At 63.0% G+C, this 20,209-nt stretch carries 19 protein-coding genes; 7 read left to right on the top strand and 12 right to left on the bottom strand.

What is annotated here, in order from left to right; all coding sequences use genetic code 11:
- Positions 1-77: 77 nt before the first annotated feature.
- The 6 genes from K0F85_RS07015 to panB all read left to right on the top strand — a co-directional run bounded on the left by K0F85_RS07015 (position 78) and on the right by panB (position 5,430).
- Positions 78-1,160: an AI-2E family transporter gene (locus K0F85_RS07015; RefSeq protein WP_219115291.1), complete on the top strand. Its 1,083-nt coding sequence runs from the start codon at positions 78-80 to the stop codon at positions 1,158-1,160.
- Between the two features lie 88 nt (positions 1,161-1,248).
- Positions 1,249-1,917, top strand: a complete 669-nt coding sequence (gene hda / locus K0F85_RS07010) for a DnaA regulatory inactivator Hda (protein WP_058048421.1) — start codon at positions 1,249-1,251, stop codon at positions 1,915-1,917.
- A complete protein-coding gene (locus K0F85_RS07005; RefSeq protein WP_219115605.1) occupies positions 1,917-2,588 on the top strand; it encodes an HAD family phosphatase in 672 nt (223 codons plus the stop codon). Before hda ends, K0F85_RS07005 begins: the two co-directional genes overlap by 1 nt.
- Positions 2,581-3,957: a polynucleotide adenylyltransferase PcnB gene (gene pcnB, locus K0F85_RS07000; RefSeq protein WP_219115290.1), complete on the top strand. Its 1,377-nt coding sequence runs from the start codon at positions 2,581-2,583 to the stop codon at positions 3,955-3,957. The genes K0F85_RS07005 and pcnB overlap by 8 nt, the downstream gene beginning before the upstream one ends.
- Entirely contained in the window at positions 3,957-4,445 is a 489-nt protein-coding gene (gene folK / locus K0F85_RS06995) for a 2-amino-4-hydroxy-6-hydroxymethyldihydropteridine diphosphokinase (protein ID WP_219115289.1), read from the top strand. Before pcnB ends, folK begins: the two co-directional genes overlap by 1 nt.
- A gap of 109 nt (positions 4,446-4,554) precedes the next feature.
- On the top strand, positions 4,555-5,430 hold the full coding sequence (panB, locus tag K0F85_RS06990) for a 3-methyl-2-oxobutanoate hydroxymethyltransferase (RefSeq protein ID WP_219115288.1): 876 nt from the start codon (positions 4,555-4,557) through the stop codon (positions 5,428-5,430).
- A gap of 14 nt (positions 5,431-5,444) precedes the next feature.
- Here the strand turns inward: panB and K0F85_RS06985 are convergent, their stop codons facing one another.
- The 9 genes from K0F85_RS06985 to K0F85_RS06945 all read right to left on the bottom strand — a co-directional run bounded on the left by K0F85_RS06985 (position 5,445) and on the right by K0F85_RS06945 (position 15,534).
- Entirely contained in the window at positions 5,445-5,777 is a 333-nt protein-coding gene (locus tag K0F85_RS06985; RefSeq protein WP_219115287.1) for a helix-turn-helix transcriptional regulator, read from the bottom strand.
- A 1-nt stretch (position 5,778) separates the two neighbouring features.
- Positions 5,779-7,071, bottom strand: a complete 1,293-nt coding sequence (locus tag K0F85_RS06980) for a type II toxin-antitoxin system HipA family toxin (protein ID WP_219115285.1) — start codon at positions 7,069-7,071, stop codon at positions 5,779-5,781.
- Between the two features lie 174 nt (positions 7,072-7,245).
- Complete coding sequence (locus tag K0F85_RS06975; RefSeq protein ID WP_219115283.1) at positions 7,246-8,733, bottom strand: aldehyde dehydrogenase; 1,488 nt, start codon at positions 8,731-8,733, stop codon at positions 7,246-7,248.
- A 36-nt stretch (positions 8,734-8,769) separates the two neighbouring features.
- A complete protein-coding gene (locus K0F85_RS06970) occupies positions 8,770-9,615 on the bottom strand; it encodes an ABC transporter permease (RefSeq protein WP_219115282.1) in 846 nt (281 codons plus the stop codon).
- Complete coding sequence (locus K0F85_RS06965; protein WP_219115280.1) at positions 9,612-10,553, bottom strand: ABC transporter permease subunit; 942 nt, start codon at positions 10,551-10,553, stop codon at positions 9,612-9,614. Before K0F85_RS06965 ends, K0F85_RS06970 begins: the two co-directional genes overlap by 4 nt.
- Before the next feature lie 7 nt (positions 10,554-10,560).
- The gene (locus K0F85_RS06960; RefSeq protein WP_219115278.1) at positions 10,561-11,709 is read right to left on the bottom strand and encodes an ABC transporter ATP-binding protein; all 1,149 of its coding nucleotides are present in this window, start codon (positions 11,707-11,709) and stop codon (positions 10,561-10,563) included.
- Positions 11,710-11,845: 136 nt separating this feature from the next.
- The gene (locus K0F85_RS06955) at positions 11,846-13,306 is read right to left on the bottom strand and encodes an aspartate aminotransferase family protein (protein ID WP_219115275.1); all 1,461 of its coding nucleotides are present in this window, start codon (positions 13,304-13,306) and stop codon (positions 11,846-11,848) included.
- Positions 13,307-13,318: 12 nt separating this feature from the next.
- A complete protein-coding gene (locus K0F85_RS06950) occupies positions 13,319-14,689 on the bottom strand; it encodes a glutamine synthetase family protein (RefSeq protein WP_219115273.1) in 1,371 nt (456 codons plus the stop codon).
- Positions 14,690-14,766: 77 nt separating this feature from the next.
- Complete coding sequence (locus K0F85_RS06945; protein ID WP_219115272.1) at positions 14,767-15,534, bottom strand: gamma-glutamyl-gamma-aminobutyrate hydrolase family protein; 768 nt, start codon at positions 15,532-15,534, stop codon at positions 14,767-14,769.
- Between the two features lie 273 nt (positions 15,535-15,807).
- On the opposite strand from K0F85_RS06945, the gene K0F85_RS06940 reads away from it, so the two are divergent.
- A complete protein-coding gene (locus K0F85_RS06940; protein ID WP_219115265.1) occupies positions 15,808-16,953 on the top strand; it encodes an MFS transporter in 1,146 nt (381 codons plus the stop codon).
- A 4-nt stretch (positions 16,954-16,957) separates the two neighbouring features.
- On the opposite strand, the gene K0F85_RS06935 is transcribed toward K0F85_RS06940, so the two are convergent.
- From K0F85_RS06935 to K0F85_RS06925, 3 genes are read right to left on the bottom strand one after another with little or no spacing between them, the layout of a single operon-like run.
- The gene (locus K0F85_RS06935) at positions 16,958-17,707 is read right to left on the bottom strand and encodes a hypothetical protein (RefSeq protein ID WP_219115263.1); all 750 of its coding nucleotides are present in this window, start codon (positions 17,705-17,707) and stop codon (positions 16,958-16,960) included.
- Positions 17,704-18,270 (bottom strand): sigma-70 family RNA polymerase sigma factor, encoded by a 567-nt coding sequence (locus K0F85_RS06930; RefSeq protein WP_257572585.1) that lies wholly within the window; start codon positions 18,268-18,270, stop codon positions 17,704-17,706. The genes K0F85_RS06935 and K0F85_RS06930 overlap by 4 nt, the downstream gene beginning before the upstream one ends.
- Positions 18,271-18,319: 49 nt before the next feature.
- On the bottom strand, positions 18,320-20,209 hold the full coding sequence (locus K0F85_RS06925; RefSeq protein ID WP_219115262.1) for a beta-propeller domain-containing protein: 1,890 nt from the start codon (positions 20,207-20,209) through the stop codon (positions 18,320-18,322).

Genomic DNA, 20,209 nt, shown 5'->3' with positions numbered 1-20,209 from the left:
ATCAAGACGCTATTTTATCAAACTGCCCCGCAGTTTCGTAATTAACTGCCTTTTTTTAACGCAACAGCACAAACTACATGCCATTCGCCCTCACCGCCGAACAGAAGCAAACAGCATTTTGGATCGCGGTCTGGCTGGCATTCTTGCTGCTGCTCGTCAGCCTGGGGCCCATACTGACGCCCTTCCTGGCCGCCGCCATCCTCGCCTACGTGCTCAATCCCGGCGTGGACCGATTGCAACGCCTGCACTACCGGCGTTTTTACGTGCCCCGTCCGCTGGCGGTGCTGGTCGTCGTAGTGTTGTTTTTCCTCGCCATGACAGCGCTGGTGCTGATCGTCGTGCCGGTATTGCAAAAGGAAATTCCCTTGCTGCAGGCGCAAATCCCGCAATTTCTGAACAAGGCGAACGACTTCCTGGCGCCGAAACTGCGCGACCTGGGCATACGCGTGCGCCTCGACGGCACGGGCATCAAACGCATGCTGAGCCAGCAGATGGCCACCAGTGGCGATGAAATCTGGAGCACCGTGCTGGCGTCGGCGCGCATCGGCGGCACAGCCGTGCTGGGCTGGCTGGCCACCGTGGTGCTGATTCCCGTGGTGCTGTTCTACCTGTTGCTGGACTGGCACCCGATGCTGGCGCGCATCGCCGGCGCCGTGCCGCGCCGCTGGGTCGGCCGCACGGTGGGCATGGCGCAGGAAGTCGACACCCTGCTGGCGCAATACCTGCGCGGCCAGTTGCTCGTCATGCTGGTGCTGGCCACGTATTACTCGGCGACGCTGGCCATCGCCGGTTTTGAAGTGGCATTGCCGGTGGGCATCATCACGGGCTTGCTGGTGTTCATCCCCTACCTGGGCTTCGGCCTGGGGCTGATGCTGGCGCTGATCGCCGCCCTGCTGCAATTTGCCGACTGGAGCGGCGTGATCGCCGTCGCCGTCATCTACGGCTGCGGCCAGCTCATCGAAGGCTTTTTCCTCACGCCGCGCCTGGTGGGCGAACGCATCGGCCTGAACCCGCTGGCCGTGATCTTCGCCTTACTGGCCTTCGGACAACTATTCGGTTTCGTCGGCGTTTTGCTCGCTTTACCCGCTTCTGCCATCCTGATGGTCGCTTTTAAGCATCTAAGACGCCACTACCTCTCCAGCAGCTTCTATAATGCATGACAAGGTACCCGATACGGCTACAATATGAAACTAACAACAGCGACGACGACGCATACGCAGTAATGAAAAACAGGACAAGGCGTACGCCATGAAACAACTGGTGCTCGATTTAGGCACAGACCAGGCGCACAGCCTCGATACCTTCGAGGTGGGACAAAATGCCGAAGTGGCGCAGCTGATGCGCCAGTTCGCCGCGCGCACCTCGCGCGAACATTTTGCCTACCTGTGGGGCGAACTGGCCGCCGGCAAGAGCCATCTGCTCAAGGCCCTGGCCAGCACCGAGCGCGCGCGCTATATTTCGCCGTTCTCGATCGAGTCCGAATTCGTGTATTCGCCTGACGTGGATTTGTACCTGCTCGACGACTGCGAAAAGCTGTCGCCGCTGGCGCAGATCGATGCCTTTGCCCTGTTCAATGAAATCCGCGCCAATAAGGCGTTCATGGTATGCAGCGGCGCCGTGCCGCCGGCCGTGCTGCCGGTGCGCGAAGACTTGCGCACGCGCATGGGCTGGGGCCTGATCTATCAAATCCACGGCTTGACCGACGATGAAAAAATCGCCGCCCTGACCCAGGCTGCCACCACCCGCGGTTTGACCTTGTCGCCGGGCGTGTTACCCTATCTGCTGTCCCATTTCCGGCGCGACATGCGTTCGCTGTCGACGATGCTGGACTCTCTCGACCTCTACTCCCTTGAAACCCAACGCCCGATCACCTTGCCATTGTTGCGCGAGTTGCTGCAGGCGGAAGCGAAAGAATGATGAATCTGGCCCTGTTTGACCTCGACCACACCCTGCTGCCCATCGACTCGGATCACGAGTGGGGCGAATTCCTGGTACGCATCGGTGCCGTGGACGCCGCCGAATTCACCCGCCGCAACGACGAATTTTTCGCGCAATACCAGGCCGGCACGCTCGATCCGGTGGAATATCTGGAATTCTCCCTCGGCACCCTGGCGCAATTCCCGCGCGAACGCCTGGAAACGCTGCACCGGCAATTCATGGCCGAAGTGGTCTTGCCGGCGATCCGCCCGGAAGTCGTGGCACTGCTGAAACAGCACCAGGACGCGGGCGACCTGCTGGCCATCGTCACGGCCACCAACCATTTCATCACCAAGCCCATCGCCGATGCGCTGGGCGTCGAGCATCTGCTGGCGGCCATGCCCGAATATGACGACGAAGGCAATGTCACGGGCAAGCTGGTAGGCACGCCGACCCTGGGCGCGGGCAAACTGACCCACACCCATGCCTGGCTGGAAAAGTTGGGCAAGGAACTGGGGCAGTTCGAGCGCAGCTACTTTTACAGCGATTCGCACAACGACATTCCCCTGCTGTCGGTCGTGACCCACCCGGTCGCAACCAATCCCAACACCGCTTTGAGCGCACACGCATCCCTCCACGGCTGGCCATCACTCCATTTATTCAATGATTAAAAAATTCATCCGCAAGATCCTCGGCGTTAAAAAAGAGGCAGCGCGCGACACCACGGCACCCATCGTGCTAGGTTCTGCGCAACACGGAATCGACCCGAAACTGGTGTCGTCGAATGCCATCCGCGTCACCAGCAGCCTGCAGGAAGCGGGCTTCGCAGCCTTCGTCGTCGGCGGTGCCGTGCGCGACCTGCTGCTGGGCGTCAAACCGAAAGACTTCGACATCGCCACCAACGCCACGCCGGAACAGGTCAAGCGATTGTTCCGCCGCGCCTTCATCATCGGCAAGCGCTTCCAGATCGTGCACGTGATGTTCGGCCAGGATTTGCTGGAAGTGACGACCTTCCGCGGCGCCGGCGCCGATTCAGCGCCCAAGGATGAACATGGCCGCGTCCTGCGCGACAACACCTTCGGTCTGCAGCACGAAGATGCGCTGCGCCGCGACTTCACCATCAACGCCATGTACTACAACCCGGCCACGCAGGAAGTGCTGGATTACCATGGCGGCGTGGAAGATATCCGCGCCCAGACCCTGCGCATGATCGGCAAGCCGGAAGAGCGCTACCGCGAAGACCCCGTGCGCATGCTGCGCGTGGTGCGCTTCGCCGCCAAGCTGAAATTCACCATCGAGCCGCACACGGCCGCACCGATTCCCATCATGGCGCCGCTGATCAACAATGTGCCGGCGCCGCGCGTGTTCGACGAAATGCTGAAACTGCTGATGAGCGGCCACGCGCTGGCCTGTTTGCAGCAGCTGCGCAAGGAAGGCTTGCATCACGGCCTGCTGCCGCTGCTCGACGTGGTGCTGGAACAGCCGCTGGGCGCGAAATTCGTCACCCTGGCGCTGGATGCCACGGACCAGCGCATCGCCGCCGGCAAGACCGTCTCGCCAGGCTTTTTGTTTGCCTCGCTGCTGTGGCACCAGGTGCTGGAAAAATGGACGGCCTACCGCGCCGCCGGCGAATCGACCATCCCCGCGCTGCACCTGGCGGCCGACGACGTGCTCGATTCGCAAACGGAAAAACTCGCCTTGCAACGCAAGATCGGTTCCGACATGCGCGACATCTGGTCGATGCAGCCGCGCTTCGAGCGCCGGGTTGGCAAGGCACCGTACAAATTGCTGGAACACCTGCGCTTCCGCGCCGGCTACGACTTCCTGCTGCTGCGCTGCGCCTCGGGCGAGATCGACATGGACATCGGCGAATGGTGGACGGCGTTCTATGAAGGCGACGAGGAAACGCGCGAAGCGCTGCTCGTCAGCGCCAATGCCGCGCCGGGCGCAACCAAGAAGAAGCGTCCGCCACGCCGCAGCACGCGCAGCAAGACCGGCACGGGCGGTGGCAACACCACGGGCAGCACCGGCGACGAATAATGGACGCACTGCCAGCGGTAACCGCCTACATCGGCATCGGCGCCAACCTGGGCGATGCGCGCGCGAATGTGCAAGATGCGATCGCGCGCCTGGCGCGCCTGCCCGGCGCCTCGCTGATCGACGCATCGGCCAGCTACCGCACGGCGCCCATCGCTTCGAGCGGTGACGACTACATCAACGCCGTGGCGCGCATCACGACCACCCTGCCGGCAGAGGAACTGCTGCTGGCACTGCACGCCATCGAGGCGGCACACGGACGCGAGCGGCCCTATCGCAACGCCCCGCGCACGCTGGACCTGGACTTGCTGCTGTACGGCGACGAACACATCGCCAGCGCCACGCTGACGGTGCCGCATCCGCGCATCACCGAGCGCGCCTTCGTGCTGGTGCCGCTGCTGGCCCTGGCGCCGGCTATCGTCGTGCCGGGACTCGGCCCGGCGCAAGGCTACCTGGCAAGCGTCGCTGACCAGGTCATCAGCCAGCTCTGAACCGTTGTGCTCCCATCCTCTACAATGCCGCTCCTGCAGCACGCCGCATAAAGTACTACACTAGCGGCGTCGCAATCGCATCACCCTCCTTTCACTCTAGAGAATACCTATGTCCGCTTATTTGCAAGGAACAGATCTGGCCGCAAAAGACAAGGCCACCACACCGGTGCCGGCGCCATCCAAGCCTGTCGCCAACAAGGCCGTGACCATCCACACCCTGGCCACGTTGCGCGCCGCCGGTGAAAAGATCTCCATGCTGACCTGCTATGACGCCAGCTTCGCGTCCCTGATGGACCGCTGCGGCGTGGAGATCCTGCTGATCGGCGATTCGCTCGGCATGGTCTGCAATGGCCACAACTCCACCCTGCCTGTCACCATGGCCGAACTGGCTTACCACACGGCGTCCGTGGCGCGCGGCGCCAAGTCGGCCATGATCATGTCCGACCTGCCGTTCGGCGCATACGGCACGCCTGAAACAGCCTACGCCAACGCCGTCATCCTGATGCAGGCGGGCGCGCACATGGTCAAGATCGAAGGCGGCGCCTGGCTGGCCGAGACCGTCCGCTTCCTCACCGAGCGCGGCATCCCCATCTGCGCCCACATCGGCCTGACGCCGCAATCGGTGCACCAACTGGGCGGCTATAAAGTGCAGGGCAAGAGCACGGAAAGCGCTGCGGAACTGAAGAACGACGCGCTGGTGCTGCAAAACGCGGGCGCCGCCATCGTGCTGATGGAAGCCATGCCATCGCAGCTGGGCAAGGAAGTGACCGACATGCTGACGATCCCCACCATCGGCATCGGCGCCGGTCCCGACTGCTCGGGCCAGGTGCTCGTCATGCACGACATGCTGGGCGTGTTCCCAGGCCGCAAGGCGCGCTTCGTGCGCAACTTCATGGAAGGCGCTGCCAGCATCGACGACGCCGTCACCGTCTATGTGAAAGCCGTCAAGGATGGCAGCTTCCCGGCGCTGGAACACTGCTTCTGATCTTCTGATCTAGCCTATTGAGGCGATATCGCCCCGGCACTCACCGGGGCGACTTTTTTTTCGCGCAGCGTTTCGGTGCGTACAAACGCCACCTCCAGTCCAAAGAACTGCCCGAGTCGGTTCAGCGTCTGGATGGTCGGATTGCCTTTGCCGCTCTCGATCTCCTTGATGGTTTTCAGGCTGACCCCTCGGTGTTCCGCAAATTGGGCCTGCGTCAGGCGCGAGATGGCGCGCATTTCCCTGACGGCGTGCTGTAGCGTGACGGCGCCTGCTTCAATGGCTGCGTAAAGTACCGCCCGGCGCTGCCGCAACGCTTCCTTGTCAACGGTCTTTTTTGTACGCGCCATGTCAGTGCTCTCCCAATGCCTTGAGCTGTTCGATCTGCCCGGCGATATGTGGCCGGAGGAAAGCAATGATGTCATCATCCACGCCTGCCTCCTGCATATGCTGCTCCAACGCAGCCAGTTGCTGGGCAAATCCGTATAGCGCGAGACGGACCTGCTGGCGCTCCACGTCCGGCATGCCGATCGTGGCCAGTATCGTCGTCCAGTCATGCAGCTCGTTCCTGGTATCGGGGTGATACCAGCGCACCGCGCGTGGAATGCCATCCGGGTCCAGGTACATCGGCGCAAAATCGAACAGCGGCGTGAGGCGCACCTCGGCACCGACTTGCTGTACCGCCGTATTGCGTGCGTGATTGTCGGTATTGCGCATGGCCAGGTTCAAGATGTCGCGTTTGAGAAATTCAATGGTTTCCGCCGTCTTGTCGCTGACGACGGCGCGCAGCGCCTGCAATAGGTCGAACTGGCTGGGCGTGGCATCAAAGCCAACGACACCTGCCAGCGAAGCGGCGCTCTCCTGATGCAGTCGCAGCACTTTTCCATCCCGGATGCGGCGATCAAAACGGGGAATGAACAAGGTATCGTCCTGATAGCGCAGTTGGCCTTCGGTGCGCAAGCCCACTGCGCGCGCCACAGTCATGTACGCGGCTTCATTTCTCAATACCTTGGCGTCGCTGGCGGTCTTTCCGCGCGGACGCTTGACGATGAAATGGGCAGCCGCGTACTGGTCCGCCAGGGCGCCGTCGGCATGCCAGAGACCAGCATGGTCTGTGGTCAGCAGATATTTCGGTGCCGCTCCTTGCACCCCCAGGCTGCCGGCGGCCAGCATGCCATGCCTCAGCATGCGCTCATTGAAGGCATCGCCGCGACCTATGATCTCATCCAGTGAAAAGCCTGACAGCGGCTTGCCCTTGTCGTGACGATTCATATGTCGTGCGTAGTACTGCACGGCCTCGGCGATGCGCACGCGCCCGACGGGATTGAATGCACCGGCACACGCCAGCGGAAAATCGGCAGCCGGACCATCGGCCAGTTGAAGCTGCCCAAGCAGATATGTCCGTCCGCTTCCCTGGGGAATCAGGTCAAAGAGAAAGGCTGGCCATTGCGCCAGCTTCTGCATTTCTGCCGTGACAGGGAAACGCAGCGAGACAGGTCCACTCTCAAGCGTGAAGAAAGCATAATCGAGGTCATACTCGAACAGGGCACCGGTGCGTGGATTGCCGCCTGCCGGCTCAAGCAAAGTCAGCGATGCGCAATCGTGCCACGCATCATCATGAAAAATTTGAAAATGGCACTGCATGGCGGCTCCACTGGATCTTATAGTAGCTAATTGTGATCAATTTATCCTTAAATTAGCACTTATACGATCCAAATTCTCACAAATACCTCGCCATGGAAAATATAATGGCCCCTAAAAGAACTATTTTAAGCCATCAACACCATTAATTAGCCCCTTTAAGTACCATTATAGAAATTATCCCACCTGTATCCACGTCGTCTTCAGCTCCGTGTACTTGTCCAGCGCGTGCAGCGACTTGTCGCGCCCATTGCCCGACTGCTTGTAACCGCCGAACGGCACGGTGATGTCGTCGCCGTCGTACTGGTTGACGTGCACGGTGCCCGCACGCAGGGCGCGCGCCGTCTGGATCGCCTTGCTGATGTCGGACGTCCACACGGCTGCCTGCAAGCCGTATGGCGTGGCATTGGCCTGCTTCACCGCCTCGGCGATATCCGTAAAGCCCAGCACGGACAGCACGGGCCCGAAGATCTCTTCGCGCGCGATCGTCATGCCGGCGTCCACGCCGAAGATGGTCGGCTGCACGTAGTAACCGCCCGTCTCCGCGCGCACGGCCTCGCCGCCGCCCAGCAACTGCGCGCCTTCGTTCTTGCCGGCCGCGATATAGCCCATCACCGTTTGCATCTGTGTGGCGTCGACGATGGCGCCCATGACGGTGGCTTCGTCGAGCGGATCGCCTGGCTGGAAACGGGGCAGCATGGCCAATGCCTTGGCCAGGAATTCTTCCTTGATCGAGGCTTCCACGAACAAACGCGAAGGCGCGTTGCAGCTTTCACCCTGGTTGAAAAAGATGGAACCGATGGCGGCCGCCACGGCCTTGTCCAGGTCAGGGCAATCGGCGCAAACGATGTTGGCGGACTTGCCGCCCAGTTCCGTCCAGGCCCGTTTCAAATTCGACTGGCCCGCCATCTGCACGATCAGTTTGCCCGTACGCGTGGAACCCGTAAAGCCGATGCAATCGACATCCATGTGCAGCGCCAGCGCGGCGCCGGCCTCGTTGCCGTAACCTGGCAACACGTTCAGCACGCCGGCCGGCACGCCCGCTTCCAGCGCGATGTCGGCCAGACGCAGCGCCGTCAGCGGCGACTTTTCGGACGGTTTCAAGATCACGCTGTTACCGGCCGCAAGGGCCGGCGCGATCTTCCAGGCGGCCATGATCATCGGGTAGTTCCACGGCACGATGGCGGCAACGACACCCACCGGTTCACGCGTGATCAGGGCCAGGCTGTTGGCGGGAGTCGGTGCGATTTCGTCGTAGACCTTGTCGATCGCTTCGCCATACCAGCGCAGGCAGTTGGCCGTGGCGCCCACGTCCACGCTCTGGCTGTACTTGATCGGCTTACCCATGTCCAGGGTTTCCAGCAAGGCCAGCTCGGGGCCATTCTGTTGCACCAGGTCGGCGAACTTGATCAGCACGCGCTTGCGCTGCGCGGGTGATTTCCCTGCCCAGCGGCGGTCCTCAAAAGCGGCGCGGGCGGCCTGCACGGCCGCATCCACGTCCGCGCCATCGCAGCGGGCTACCTGCCCCAGCATGCGCCCATCGATGGGAGACAGATTATCGAAGGTCTGGCCGGACCTGGCCCAGGCGCGCTCGCCGTTGATGAAGGCGCGGCCATCGATCGTGAGCGCTGCTGCCCGTGCATGCCAGCTGGTGTTTTCCGTCATGGTCGTCTCCTGCAAGGTGAAAACGCCAGCTTACTCCTAGTCTGAAGAATAGGTCGCAGACAACTGCCTGCGGCGTTTCCGGTCGGCGCGCGCCAGCATCACGGCATACGCGATCACGGCGAGCGTCACCACCAGGATAGTCAGCGCCGCAATCGCATTCACGCGCGGATCGAGTCCCAGGCGCGCGCGCGAAAAGATCACCAGCGGCATCGTCGTCGAACCGGGACCGGACAGGAAAGCCGACAGCACCACGTCGTCCAGCGACAGGGTGAATGTCAGCAGCCAGCTCGATGCCAGGGCCTGCGTGATGTTCGGCAAGGTCACGAGGAAGAAGACCTGGTGTGCGCGGCAGCCCAGATCCATGGCCGCCTCAGCCAACGATTTACTCATTTCCTGCAGGCGCGATTGCACCACCACGGCCGCATACGCCATGCCCAGCAGGGTGTGGCCGAGCCAGATGGTCAGCACGCCCCGCTCGGGGAAGCCGAAGACTTTTTGCATGGACACCAGCATCAGCAGCAGGGACAGGCCGATGATCACCTCCGGCATCACGAGCGGCGCGCTGACCATGGCGGAAAACACGGTGCGGCCACGGAAGCGCTGGTAGCTGCTCAAGGCAAAGGCGGCGAAGGTGCCGAGGATAACGGACGAGGTGGCCGACAGGAAGGCGATCTTCAAGGACAGGCCGAAGCCCGAGATGATTTCCGTATCGCTCATCAACTCGCTATACCAACGCAGCGAAAAACCGCTCCACACCATGTCCTGGCGCGAGCTGTTGAACGAGAAGACGATCAGCACGATGATGGGCAGGTAGAGGAACAAATAACCGAGCGAGAGCCAGCCGCGGCCAAACCAGCGCTGTAAAAAGGTGCGTCCGTTCATGCCTGTTTCTCCGCGCCTTGATCCGTCTTGTACTTGTTAAAAATCGCCATCGGCACGAGGATCAGCAAGACCACCAGCACCGTCACCGACGACGCCATGGCCCAGTCGTTATTGGTGAAATATTCATCCCACAGCACACGGCCGATCATCAACGTTTCCGGGCCGCCCAGCAACTCGGGAATCACGTATTCGCCCACGGAAGGAATGAACACCAGCATGGCGCCGGCGATGATGCCCGACCTCGACAGGGGCACGGTGATGCGCCAGAACGCTTGCATAGGCGTGGCGCCCAGGTCGGCCGCCGCTTCCAGAAAGCGCATGTCCATTTTCACCAGATTCGCATACAGGGGCAAAATCATGAAGGGCAGATAGGCGTACACCATGCCGACCACCAGCGAAAACGAAGTGTTCATCATGTGCAGCGGTTCTTGCACGATGCCCAGCGCGATCAGCAGGTCGTTGAGCAAGCCGTGGTTGGCCAGGATGCCCTTCCACGCATACACGCGCAGCAGGAAGGAGGTCCAGAACGGCAGCATCACCAGCATCATCAGCACGGGCCGGATGGATGGCCTGGCGCGCGCCATGAAGTAGGCGAAGGGATAGCCGATAAACAGGCAGATGGCGGTGGTGATGGCCGCATATTTCAGGGAGCTGAGATAGGTGAGCAGATACAGTTCATCGGCCGCGATGAACAGGTAGTTGGCGATTTTGACCTTCAGCACGACGATGCCGTCGACATACGACAGCAGGCCGCCGAAGGGGCTGCCCGCCGTGTCCATGTCGGATAGGCTGATGCGCAGCACGATCAGGAAGGGCAGCAGGAAGGCGGCCGCGAGGAATAGTGCAGGCACGGCGATGACGGCGTTGCGGCCCGCATTGCTCCCCCTTGCCCAGCGCAAGGTAACAAGCTTACGCAGCGATTGCAGAATGGATGTCATGCGGGCCTCAGCTCGTCAGCACGACGATATCGGCGCCGTCCCACCACACCCACACGCGCTGTTCGCGTTCGAGGCGCGCGGCGTCATGGCGGGCCGCGTTGGTGCGCGATACTTTCACCACCGTGCCGCTGTCGAGGCGCACATGGTAGCTGGTTTCATTGCCAAAATACGCCATGGCGACGATTACGCCCTGGGCGCAGTTGTAGCCGTCTTCCGCAGGCGACGCGCGCTCTGCCAGAGCGGGCGGCTCGATCTGGATGCCGATTTTTTCGGGCCGCACGGCCACCGAGACATCCATCCCCAGGTTGCCCGTGATGCCGTGCGAGACATAATGCTCGCCATCGGGCGTGGCGATGACAACGTGATCGGGTTCGTCCTGCGTGATGCGGCCGTCGAACAGGTTGACGCTGCCGATGAAGTCAGCCACGAAACGACAGTTCGGCGTCTCGTAGATTTCGCCGGGCGCGCCCACCTGCAGGATGCGCCCTTCGCTCATGACGGCGATGCGCGTGGCCATGCTCATGGCTTCATCCTGGTCGTGCGTGACCATCACGCAGGTGACGCCCACCTGTTCGATGATGTTGACCAGTTCCATCTGCGTGCGCTCGCGCAGTTTCTTGTCGAGCGCGCCCAGCGGCTCGTCGAGCAGCAGCAATTGCGGCCGCTTGGCCAGGCTACGCGCCAGCGCCACGCGCTGCTGCTGCCCGCCCGACAGTTGGTGCGGCTTGCGCTTCGCGTATTGGCCCAGCTGCACCAGCGCCAGCATCTGCTCGACTCGCGCCGCCACTTCCGCTTTCGGCAAGCCGTCGCGGCGCAGGCCGAAGGCGATGTTGTCCCACACGGACAGATGGGGGAACAGCGCATACGACTGGAACATCATATTGATGGGCCGCTGATGCGGCGGCACATCGACGATGCTGTTGCCCGCCAGGGCGATGCGTCCCGACGTCGGCGTCTCGAAACCGGCCAGCATGCGCAGCAAGGTCGACTTGCCACAACCTGAACTGCCCAGCAGGGCGAAGATCTCGCCCTTGTTGATTGTCACGGAAATATCATTGACGGCGCGTACGCCATCGAATTCCTTGACCAGTTGATCAATCAGCAAGAAAGGCGCCGGGGCGTCGCTGGCCGAAGCAAAGGGTGTTGCTATCGTCATGTGTGGGTAGCTTCAGGGTAAGAGGGTATCAAAATGAAAAACTGGCCGCTTCAGGAGCGGCCAAGATGGAAGTTTAGCGGAACTGCCGCCAATGCGCTCCAAAAATGCGCAGCAGGCGGCAAAATGGGACAAAAACCTACACCCAGCCCTTCGCCTTTACGTCCGCATACGTCTTGTCCAGGCACAGGCGTATCAAGCCCACCATTTCATCGATCTGCGCGCGCGTCATGACCAGCGGCGGGGCGACGATCATGCGTTCGCCCACGGCGCGCATGATGACGCCGTTGTCGAACATGTGGGCGCGACAGAGCATGCCCACGCCCTGGCCCTCGTCGAACAACTCGTTGTCATGCACGGTGGCGCCCTTCTTGCGCACCAGGTTCAGGCCCGCCACCAGGCCGCAGCTGTCCGCATAACCGACCAGCGGATGTTCGCCCAGGCTGGCGAAGCACTGTTTCAGGTATGGGCCCGTGTCGTCTGCCACCTTCGCCACCAGCTGCTCTTCCTCGATGATGCGGATGTTTTCCAGCGCCGCAGCGCAGGCCACGGGGTGGCCCGAATACGTGAAACCGTGCGTGAATTCGCCGCCCTGCTCGATCAGCACCTTGGCCACCCTGTCCCCCACCAGCACGCCGCCCAGGGGCACATAGCCCGAAGTGACACCCTTGGCAAAGGTAATCAAGTCGGGCTTGATGCCGAACAGTTCGGAGCCGAACCAGCGCCCCAGGCGGCCGAAGCCGCAGATGACTTCATCGGCGATGAGCAAAATGCCGTACTTGTCGCAGATGCGTTGAATTTCGGGCCAGTAGGTCGATGGAGGGATGATGACGCCACCCGCGCCCTGCACCGGCTCGCCGATGAAGGCGGCCACCTTGTCGGCGCCGATTTCCAGGATTTTTTCTTCCAGCCAGCCAGCCGCCTTTACGCCGAATTGCTCGGGCGTCAAGCCGTGGCCCGACTCCAGGTAATTCGGCTGGCCGATATGCGCGATGCCGGGTATCGGCAAGCCGCCCTGCGCATGCATGCCGTCCATGCCACCCAGCGACGCTCCCGCCACCGTGCTGCCGTGATAGGCATTATGGCGGCTGATGATGGTGTGGCGCTCCTTGTAACCGAGGATGTCCCAGTAGCGGCGCACCATGCGCAAATTCGTGTCGTTGCCTTCCGAGCCGGAGCCGGTGAAGAACACATGCTGGAACTGCGGCGGAGAAATTTGCGCCAGCTTGGCCGCCAGTTGCGCGGCCGGCACGTTCGTCGTGCCAAAGAAGCTGTTATAGAAGGGCAGCGTCTCCATCTGCCGGTACACGGCTTGCGAGATCGAGGTGCGGCCATAACCCACGTTCACACACCACAGGCCCGACATGCCATCGACGATTTTCTTGCCCTGGCTATCCCACAGGTAGACGCCGTCGCCGCGCACCATCACCCTGGCGCCCTTGCTTGCCAGGTCCTGGAAATCGGTGAATGGATGCAGGTAGTGGGCCGAGTCCATGTGCTGGATGGCGGCCGTGTCATACACCTGCGGCGCCGCGTTTTTCTGCGCCACGGAGGCGACCAGGGCGGCGCTCGGCGCCAGCGGATTGTTTGTTGTGCTCATGCTGTTCCTTTCTTAGACATGCAACAGTAAATGTTCGCGTTCCCAAGGGCTGATCACCGTCATGAATTCCTGGTGCTCCAGATCCTTGATGGCTGCATACACGTCGATGAAGCGCTCGCCCAGCACCGTACGCAGCTTGTCTTCCGCGCGCAGCAGTTGCAGGGCTTCGGGCAAGCCTTGCGGCAGTTCGAATTTCATGTCATAGGCGCTGCCCTCCATCATCGGCGTCGCTTCCAGCTGCTCCGTCATGCCCAGGTAGCCGCAGGCCAGGGTAACGGCCAGGGCCAGATAGGGATTGGCGTCGGCGCCAATGATGCGGTTTTCCACGCGGCGGTCCTGCACGCCCGACTCGGGCACGCGAAAACCCACGGTGCGGTTATCCAGGCCCCACTGGATGTTGATGGGCGCGGCCGTGTGGCGCACGATGCGGCGGTAAGAGTTTACATAGGGCGCGACGATGGCCATCGCCGATGGCATGTAGCGCTGCAATCCCGCGATGTAATGCTTGAAGATGGGTGCGGCCGAACCGTCCTCGTTGCTGAAGATGTTCAGGCCCGTCTTCGCATCGACGACGCTCTGGTGCACGTGCATGGCGGACCCCGGCTCGCCGGCCATGGGCTTGGCCATGAAGGTGGCGTACATATCATGCTTTAAAGCCGCTTCGCGCAGGGTGCGCTTGAAGAAGAACACCTTGTCTGCCAGCCCCAGGGGGTCGCCGTGCAGGAAATTGATTTCCATCTGCCCCGCGCCAATCTCATGGATCAGGGTGTCGACGTCCAGGTTCATCAGTTCGCAGTAATCGTAGATATCCTCGAACAGGGGATCGAACTCGTTCACGGCGTCGATGCTGTACACCTGGCGGCTGGTCTCGGCGCGGCCGCTGCGCCCGATGGGCGGCTTCAAGGGCAAATCGGGGTCGGTGTTTTTCGCCGTCAGGTAGAACTCCAGTTCGGGCGCCACCACGGGCTGCCAGCCCTTGTCCGCATACAGTTTCAGCACGCGCCGCAGCACGGAGCGGGGAGCAAAATCGACCAGCATGCCGTCGGCAAAATAGCAGTCGTGGATGACTTGCGCGGTGGGGTCCGTGGCCCACGGCACCATGGTGATGGTGGTGGGGTCGGCTTTTAAAATCATGTCACGGTCGGTGCTGGAAATGGCGCGGTCGTAGCCGCCATCGTCGACCGGGTAATTGCCCGTCACCGTCATGCCCAGTACTGCTTCCGGGATGCGCATGCCGCGCTCCTGGGTGAATTTCCCGCGCGGCAGTATCTTCCCGCGCGCCACGCCCGTCAAATCGGGTACCAGGCACTCGATTTCCGTGACGCGCTTTTCATTGAGCCACAAATCCATATCCGTATAGGTGAAATTTTCGCGTATTGCCATGTTTCCCTCTCGTTGGTCTTGATCAAGCGCCACCTGCTGCGGGCGGCGCGCCCTTCTGCTCTGCTGTCATCCTGTCGTCATTCTTTCTTCCTGTGCTGCTGTTCCTGGTAATCGCGGCAAGCCTGGCCAAAGGCGCCGAACAATCGCATGGACTGCGGATTGTCTTCCAGCTGCCATTCCGGGTGCCATTGCACGGCCAGTGCAAAACCGGCGGCGCTGGCCACCGTATACGCTTCCACCAGGCCGTCGTCGGCCAAGGCTTCCACCAGCAAGCCATCGGCCAACCGGGAGATACCCTGGCCATGCAAAGAATTGACCATCATTTCGCTCTCGCCCCCCAGCAGGCGTGACAACAGGCCGTCCGGCATCAACTTGATGCGGTGCGCGGGCGCGTACTGGCGCGTCAGGGGATCGAGCACATTCTCCCTGTGGTCCAGCATGCCCGGCACCGACTGCACGGCCTGGTGCAGGCTGCCGCCCAGGGCCACGTTGACTTCCTGGAAGCCGCGGCAAATGGCGAGCAGGGGTAACTGCTGCGCCAGCGCGGCGCGGATCAAAGGCAAGGTGGTGGCGTCGCGCGCGGGGTCTTGCGGCAGGTCGGGCTGCAGGATGTTTTCGCCATACAGGCGAGCGTCGACGTTCGAGGCCGAACCGGTGAGCATGACGCCATCGGCGATATGCAGCGCCGCTTCCAGGTCGGCGTCAGCGCCCAGGGCGGGCAGCAACAGCGGCATGCAGCCGGCGCCACGCAGCACGGCGTGCAGGTATTTGTCCTGCGCCATGTGCCAGACGTGGCTGCCAAGCTGGCGCTGGCAGGCAGGAACGAGAACGATGGGACGGCGCATAGGGCTTCCTCACTGGCTTGACGATCCAATGACAGCGCCATGACAGCGCTGCCGCTCGCTACACTGTACAGCAGAGCCAGTAAAAACGGCCACACGTGGCCAGCGGAGGCACACATCGCCTACACTACGGCTTGGCCATATCGCCTTATTAAAATCATCATATGCCCGTCCGGCGCCAAACACCAGCGCCGCAGGCAAAGTCCCTTACTTTTCCATGCATCCACACCGTTTTCCAGCCATCCCGAATACCTTTTTCACCCTGCGGGGGCAGCCATGAAGCACATGCCGTGGCGCGACTTCTTCGCCCTTGTGGTGAGCATCGGCGTGGTGGGCCTGGGCCTGGGCGCCACCATGCCGCTCACCGCCTTGACGCTGCACCAGCGTGGCGTGGGCACGGACATCATCGGCATGATCACGGCCGTCAGCGCCCTCGGCATCCTGGCCGCCTCGCCGTTCGTTTCGCGCTGGGTGGGGCGTTTCGGCGCGCGTGCCACCATGCTGGGCGCCGTATGGGCAGCCTCGCTGGCGACGATCGCCATGCAGTTCACCGACCATCTGCTGGCGTGGAGCGTGCTGCGTTTCCTGTTCGGCGCTGCCATGGGCGTGCTGTTTACCATCGGCGAGGCGTGGGTCAACCGCCTGGCGCCCGACAATTCACGCGGCCGCGTGGTGGCCATGTACACCACCAGCTTTACCTTTTTCCAGCTGATCGGCCCTGCCCTCGTCGCCCTCTTCAACGACAAGCTCAGCTGGAGCTTCGCCGCCTGCGGCCTGCTGTTCCTGCTGGCCGTACCGGGATTGATGCTGATCTCGAACAGCGGCCCGGAACGCGAACCTGAAGCACACGGCGTGAAGTGGACCTTGATCTTGCCGCGCATGCCGATGATACTGCTCGGTGCCGCCTTCTTCGCCCTGTTCGATACCCTGGCATTGAGCTTGCTGCCGCTGTACGCGATGGAGCACGGCATCGGCACGGACCTGGCCCTGCTGTCGGCCAGCGTGGTGCTGGTGGGCGACACGGGTTTGCAATTCGCGCTGGGATGGATGGCCGATCGTTTCGGCCGCGCCAGGGTGCACGCCGGTTGCGGCGTGGCCGTCTGCCTGCTGCTGCCGCTGCTGCCGTTTGCCGTCGGCACGCCGTGGCTGTGGTGGACCTTGCTGCTGTTGCTGGGCGCGGCGGCGGGCGGCATCTACATGCTGGCGCTGGTGGCCTGCGGCGAGCGCTTCACGGGCCTGTCGCTGACCAGCGCCAGCGCCATCGTCAACGCTACCTGGGGCGTGACCAGCGGCGGCGGCCCCCTGCTGACAGGGGTGCTGATGCAGTCGGTGGGCGTGAACGCCCTGCCGGCCGTGATGTGGGTTTGCGCCGCCATTTTCGTCGGCAGCGCCGTGTGGGAACGCAGGAAGGGTATCGTCTAGCGCGCTACTGCTTCGTTTCCTCCAGCCGCTGCCGCAGCTCATCGGCCACGGGATAGTCGGGATACGCCTGTCGGAACGCCGTCCACTCCTCGCGCGCCAGCGCGCCTTCGCCTGCTGTTAACAAGGCGTCGATCTTTACCAGCCATACGCCGGCATCGAGCCTGGCCGGCGGCGGCAGCTGCGCGGAGCGGGCCGCGAAGGGAGCGGGCATGCCCAGCGCGTGCTGCACCGGTGCCTGGTGCTGCAGGCTGGAATCGGCCTGCATGACGGCTTGCTGCGGCATTGGCTGATGCATTGGCTGATGCATGTCCGTGGCTGGCGGCGATAGCGGCGCCAGTTCGAGCGGCGGCGCCGGTTTGGCTGCCATTTTTTCCATGGCGACGGCAGCTTGCGGCACGGGCGACGCAGCGGGCATCACCTCCTGCATGAGCGGCTCCCCCACCACGGGAAATTGCGCCGGCTTCGAGCCCAACCAGTCCACGCCGATCAGGTTGACCGTCAACAGCACGGCAGCAGCCAGTCCCAGCGGTACGCGCCAGCGTTGCAGATAGTCGGGCGACTTCTTCGCCGGCAGGGTGCGCAGCACGCCATCGGCGCTGTCGTTCGCGGCTACCGGTTGCTGCAAGGCCTTTTCCGCGTCCGCCAAAATGGCCGCATCGAGCGCGCTGGAAGGCGCAGGCTGCGGCAGGCTGGCCAGCAGTGAATTCAATTCTTCGTCGTGATGCTCTTGATGATCCGTATCGTGCGGTTTCATGGCTGTCCTCCCGCGCCAGCGGCGCTGTCCAAGCCCGCGCGCAATTTCTGCATGGCGTAGCGCAGCCGGCTCTTGACGGTTTCTGCTTCCGCGCCTGTCACCACGGCAATCTCGAGGATGCTCATGCCGCTGAACTGCTGCAGCACCAGCGCTTCCTTTTGTTCCACCGGCAGCACCGCAATGGCCGCATGCAGCCGCGCGTGCTGCTGTTTCTGCTCCAGCGACTGCTGCGGCGATGCGCCCTCGTCCGCCAGTTCGCCCGCGTCGTCGTGCGCCTGTCCTTCCCGCTGGCGCAGGAGGTCGATCAGGCGGTTGCGCGCGATCTGATACAGATAGGTGCGGAAGGCCGCCTGCGGCTGGTAGCCCGTGCGCGCCGCATGCAGGCTGGCCCACGCATCCTGCACGATCTCGTCCACCCACGCGCGGCGCGGCGCACGCCAGGCCACGAAGCGGTACAGGCCCTGGCTATGGCGCCGGTACAATTCGCGAAACGATGGCAGGTCGCCGGCGCTGTAGTGCAGCATCAGATCTTCGTCCGTCGCGGTCAGTAAAGTGTCGGGCATGCGGACCAGTGTAGCCGAACTACGCGGCAGCGACAATTTCCCTACGCCTTCAGCGTGCAGCTGGCGCATAACTGACACGGCGCACTTCGCTGATCTTTCCCTCCTTGAGCGCCCCTTCCACCAATTCATAGCCAAGCAGGGCGAAGACCCTGCCCTGCAGGAACAGGGGCCGCGCATTGCCATACCAGTCCACGCAGGAAGCGCGGCAGCCGTCGTCTGGCGCCTGGCCCGGCCGCGCCGCCAGCGCGCCCAGTTGCGTCAACTGCAAGCCGCTGTTACGCAGATAGAGAACGGATGCAGCTGAGCTGTTGCGGCCAGGCCGCTCGTCCGCGCCCAGGATGGGCAGCCCGATCATGCCCTCGCTGGCCGTTTGCGGCTTATAGAAAAAGCCGTGGCTGCGCGACTCGCCCTGCGCCGCATCGGCGCGGATGTAACGCGTGGCAATCGCCGCCTGCCTCCCCAGGCGGATGCTGCTGAAGTGCAGATCCTTGCCCTGCGCGCCGATCACCACGGCGTCATTGCCCAACGCCTCGATGCGCTCCACGCCATGCGGCAGGGACAAGGCTTGCACGGTGCCCGCATCAGCCCAGCGCACGGCATACAGGGGCTGGCGCGGCCAGGCCTGGTCTGCCTTGCGGCGTCCTGCATTACCCGGATTGCCGTATAACAGATAGGACCCCACATAGCGGTTCTGCAAACCATCGCCGCCGCCACCGGGCAACGGCGTGTAGCTGCTGGCGGGCGCACTGTCGCGGCCATCGGAAAACGACGTCAATGGCACGCGCAGCAAGGCCAGGTCGCCGCGCCCCCACGCGCTATCCCACATCGCGTCGCCCTGGCCTTCGGCGCGCAGCAAAACGTTCAAGTGGCCATCAACGCTTTCCAGGAACGAGAACTGGTCGACGGGCGCGCCGGCCACCTTCAGCGCACTGGGCGCCGAACCATCAAGGGGAAGGCGGAACACGCCAGAGTCGCTGCCCCGGCGGGTGGTCCACACGAAAACGGATTCGCCCGACACATAAAACACGCGCCCCTGCGGCCCCATCACGGCTGTCGCTTCGCAGCGCATGTCGCGCCGCGCCAGGTCGCACACGGTGACCGTGTGCAGGATCAGGCCGGCGCCCGGTTCAACTTCGTCATCCGTGCGGTAGATGCGCGTGGCCGGGGCGATGCGCTTGAAGGCGGACGGCACGGCGTCTGGGCGCCAGCGGCGCAGCGCAGGGAAGCCGTCAAACGGGTCGCCCCGGTGCAAGTTCAGCGACAGGGGCGTATAGAACACCAGTTTGCTGCCGACCAGGCGACTGGCGTAATTGCGCGACGAGTAATAATCGTTGGAGCGCAAGTGATACGTGGAGCGGTACGCCAGCTTGCCGTCCGCATCGATGTCGAACAGGCCGATCTCCGTGCCGCCACGGCTGTAGCTGTAGCCGATCACCACCACCGTGTCGCCATCGATCAGCATTTCGTCATACCAGCTGCCAGACGGGTCGCTGCCCGGCGCGAACGCATCGAGCGCCGCGACGGGCTGCAGGGCCTTGCCCCCCACCTGCACGGTGAACAGCTTGCCGCGCCTGAGCATCACCAGGTGCTTGCCATGCAGCTTGACGATGCCGCCTTCGTCCACGCCTGCCGTCTGCACATTGGTGACGGATTCGGCCGCTTCCGCCGCTGCCGCCGGCACGACGTTCGCCGCCATCGGCGCGGGAGCGGCGGGCGTTGCCGGCGCTGTCATCGCCATGTATCGAACCGTGGCGCGCTGCAATCGCTGCTGCTCCCTTTGCAGGGCCGCCTGACGCGCCTGCAACTGCTGCAGGTAGCTGCTCAAGGCCTGCTCGCTGGCGAACGGCGCCAGGGTCTTGCGCGGCGCCGTGTCAGCGGCCTGGCTGGCCGCCGACAGCAGCAAAGTCAGTATCAGGGTGATCTTGAGGACGGTGGACAT

The sequence above is a fragment of the Janthinobacterium sp. UMAB-56 genome, from assembly GCF_900095265.1.
GTDB lineage: Bacteria > Pseudomonadota > Gammaproteobacteria > Burkholderiales > Burkholderiaceae_D > Janthinobacterium.
The sequence above is the reverse complement of the archived record's forward strand: the minus strand, read 5'-3'. Positions and strand labels throughout refer to the sequence as shown.